This is a genomic window from Streptomyces thermospinosisporus (assembly GCF_039526425.1).
Classification (GTDB): Bacteria; Actinomycetota; Actinomycetes; order Streptomycetales; family Streptomycetaceae; genus Streptomyces; species Streptomyces thermocarboxydovorans.
The window spans coordinates 115,673-118,998 of sequence record NZ_BAAAIZ010000021.1; the positions used below are offsets into that span (position 1 = coordinate 115,673).

3 protein-coding genes and 1 pseudogene are annotated in these 3,326 nt (G+C 73.8%); 2 read left to right on the forward strand and 2 right to left on the reverse strand.

The features are described from left to right. Window positions 1–659: ROK family protein (locus tag ABD207_RS09345; RefSeq protein WP_344011521.1), on the reverse strand; the 659-nt coding region annotated here is incomplete at its 3' end. A 192-nt stretch (window positions 660–851) separates the two neighbouring features. Here ABD207_RS09345 and ABD207_RS09350 point away from each other — a divergent pair. Together ABD207_RS09350 and ABD207_RS09355 are read left to right on the forward strand one after the other, a co-directional pair. Then, window positions 852–1,946 (forward strand): LacI family DNA-binding transcriptional regulator, encoded by a 1,095-nt coding sequence (locus ABD207_RS09350; RefSeq protein WP_344011523.1) that lies wholly within the window; start codon window positions 852–854, stop codon window positions 1,944–1,946. A gap of 7 nt (window positions 1,947–1,953) precedes the next feature. Beyond that, on the forward strand, window positions 1,954–2,751 hold the full coding sequence (locus tag ABD207_RS09355) for a hypothetical protein (RefSeq protein WP_344011524.1): 798 nt from the start codon (window positions 1,954–1,956) through the stop codon (window positions 2,749–2,751). Here the strand turns inward: ABD207_RS09355 and ABD207_RS09360 are convergent. Next, a pseudogene (locus ABD207_RS09360) lies at window positions 2,697–3,326 on the reverse strand (serine/threonine protein kinase); the annotation flags it as partial. The gene ABD207_RS09355 and the pseudogene ABD207_RS09360 overlap by 55 nt on opposite strands.

The following is a 3,326-nucleotide window of genomic DNA, read 5'->3' on the forward strand; positions in this document are numbered from 1 at the left end:
GCCCGCGCGGCGGCGGCCACCGCGGCGGCGGAGGTGTCCCCGTCCGGGCCCGGCCGCCAGCCGTCCTCCAGGGCGCGGCGGGCGATGTTGGGGCCGCTGGCTATGCGTTCCACACAGCCGCGCGAGCCGCAGGGGCACGGGTCGCCGTCCAGGTCGACGCTGATGTGACCGATGTGGCCCGCGTTGCCGGTGGGCCCGGCATGGAGGGTGCCGTCCAGGACGAGCCCGCCGCCGACCCCGGTGGAGACGACCATGCACAGGGCGTTGTCGTGGCCGCGTGCCGCGCCCTGCCAGTGCTCGGCGGCCGTGATGGCCACCCCGTCGCCGATCAGCTCGACGGGCAGGCCGCCGGCCGCCTCCCGGACGCGGGCGACCAGCGGATAGTCGCGCCAGCCGGGCACGTTCACGGGGCTCACGGTGCCGGCTGAGGCGTCCACCGGGCCCGCGCTGCCGATCCCGACGGCCGAGACGCCCTCCCACAGCGGAGAGGCGGCGAGCTCGCCCAGGACGGCCTCCACCGCCCGCATCACGTTCTCTCCGTCCTCCCGGGCGGGTGTCGGCCGCTGGGCACGGACGAGAATCCGGCCCCGGCCGTCCACCAGTGCGCCGGCGATCTTGGTCCCGCCGATGTCGAGCGCGCCCACGACGTCGGTGTGCATCAGTGTCGGATCTCCCCGTCGAACATGCGAAAACACCCGGAAAGGACCATGGGCGACCAGGGGCCGGCCATGGGGCGGACCGCACCCCGTCCTCGCCGGGTTGCGCGGGCCGGAGTGAGCGGTGAACAGTGTCTCCTGCTCTGACAACGTTGTCCAGGCTCTATGCTCGACGCCACATCCTCATACAACCCCATGGACCTACGCATCCCCGTGGACGACAGGACAGGACAGCTCATCGTGCCGGAGACGCCCCGCCGCACCGACCGCCTCCGAGGGAACCGTTACGGCAACCGGCCGACCATGAAGGACGTGGCCGCCCGCGCAGGGGTGGGCCTGAAGACGGTGTCGCGGGTCGTCAACGGCGAGCCCGGCGTCACGCCGGAGACCGAGCGGCGCGTGCAGGAGGCCATCGACGCCCTGGGCTTCCGGCGCAACGACAGCGCCCGGGTGCTGCGCAAGGGGCGCACCGCCAGCATCGGTCTGGTCCTGGAGGATCTCGCCGACCCGTTCTACGGGCCGCTGAGCCGGGCGGTCGAGGAGGTGGCCCGCGCCCACGGGGCGCTGCTGATCAACGGCTCGAGCGCGGAGGACCCAAACCGCGAGCAGGAGCTGGTCCTGGCGCTGTGCGCCCGCCGGGTGGACGGTCTTGTGGTGATCCCCGCCGGTGACGACCACCGGTATCTGGAGCCGGAGCTCAAGGCGGGCGTCGCCACCGTGTTCGTGGACCGTCCGGCCGGGAGGATCGACGCGGACGTCGTCCTGTCGGACAACTTCGGCGGCGCCCGCGACGGGGTGGCCCATCTGATCGCGCACGGCCACCGCCGGATCGGCTTCATCGGCGACATGCCCCGCATCCACACCGCGGCCGAGCGGCTGCGCGGCTACCGGGCGGCGATGGAGGACGCGGGCATACCGGTGCAGGACTCCTGGATGTCGCTGGGCATCACCGACCCCGGGCGGGTACGGCGGGCGGCCGAGGAGATGCTGTCCGGACCCGAGCCGGTCACCGCGATCTTCACGGGCAACAACCGGGTGACGGTCACGGTGATCAGGGTGCTGGCCGAGCAGTCCCGCCGGGTCGCGCTGGTCGGCTTCGACGACATCGAGCTGGCCGATCTGCTGCAGCCGGGCGTGACGGTCGTCGCCCAGGACGCCGCGGCGCTCGGCCGGACCGCGGCGGAGCGCCTGTTCGCGCAGCTGGACGGCACGCTGATCAAGCCCGAGCGCATCGAGCTGCCGACCCGGCTGATCACGCGGGGCTCGGGCGAGCTGCCGCCGGAGGACTGAGCGGGCCATGCGCGCCGAGGACCGCACACTTCGGGCCTTGGGGCTGGCCGAGGCTCCCCGGGAGCATCCGCTGCTGTATCCGGGCGCGTGGCCCGAGGACTCGGGGCTGCTGGACGGGGACCGGCTGCTGCCGCTGGACCGGCTGGTGCACGAGGAGCGGACGCCGGTGCTGGCGATCGGCTCCAACGCCTGCCCGGGGCAGCTGCGGTACAAGATGGCCGGCTCCGGCATCACCGCGCCGGTCCCGATGGTGCGGGCCCGGGTGACGGGTGTCGACGTCGGCGTCTCGGCCCATGTGAGCCGGGCCGGGTATGTGTCGGCGTCCCCGGTGGCCGCGCCCGGCGTGGTGCGGGAGCTGTTCGTGCTGTGGCTGGACGCCGACCAGCTGGCGGTGATCGACGCCAGCGAGGGCGTGCCGCGGCCGCACGGCAACTACCGGCGGGCCTGGCTGCCCTTCCCCACCGCGCGCATCGAGCTCGCGGACGGCACGGTGCTGCCCGGCGCCCAGGTGTACGTCAACCGGCACGGTGTGCTGCACGACGGCACCGGCAGGCCCCGCACCCATCCCGGGCAGCAGCGGGCGCTGCTCACCGAGCTGCTGCTTCAGTCCCCGGCGCTGCGGGAGCTGTTCGGTGCGACGGCTGAGCAGTTCAGCGCGCGGGCCCGCGCCGACGCGGAGCTGTGCGCACAAGGCACCCGGCTGTTCGCCGAGGAGAACCGCGTGACGGCCTCGGGTCTTGAGCGGTTCTGTCAGCAGTGCGGCAGCCCGGGCACCGGTGCGTCGTTGTCGCCGCCCCTGATGTAGACGTCGCTGACCCAGACGTCGGTGTTGCCGCTGTCGTCGTCGGTCTTCGCCCACCAGACGTTGGTCCACTCGCCGTGGGTCTCGCGGCGGCCCAGGTTCTTCTGGCAGTAGAAGTAGTTGGTGCCCGCGTTGAGGATGCCGGCCTCGGTGCCGGCGGCGGTGTAGGACTTGGCGGTGCGCCAGACCTGGCAGTTGTACTTGCCGCCGCCGATGGGGTGGCAGACGGGGGCCTGGGTGGTGGGGTCGGTGCCGCCTCCCCCGCCTCCCCCGCCGCCTCCGGCGCCGTCCTCCGTCGGGTCGCCGTCGGGCTCGTCCTTCGGCGTGGAGCGCTCGGTGGGGCCGGCGGTGTCCCGGTCCTTCTCCTCCTGGGGCTTCTCGGAGGGCGACGCGCCGGCCGTCTCGCCGCGCCCTTCCGCCTCCGGGCTCTTGGAGCGACCGGAGTCGGCCGGCGGGGACGCCCGGCCGGAGGATCCGGTCTCCTCCGGGCCTGAGTCGCCGGTCTGCTCGCTCGCCCGGGTCTCGTTCCCGCCGTTGAGCAGGGCGACCGTCGTGCCGGCCGTGGCGAGCACGACGGC

Coding starts and splice junctions, on each gene's coding strand:
- ABD207_RS09350 (WP_344011523.1), top strand. CDS start 852: ATGGACCTACGCATCCCCGTGGACGACAGGACAGGACAGCTCATCGTG.
- ABD207_RS09355 (WP_344011524.1), top strand. CDS start 1,954: ATGCGCGCCGAGGACCGCACACTTCGGGCCTTGGGGCTGGCCGAGGCT.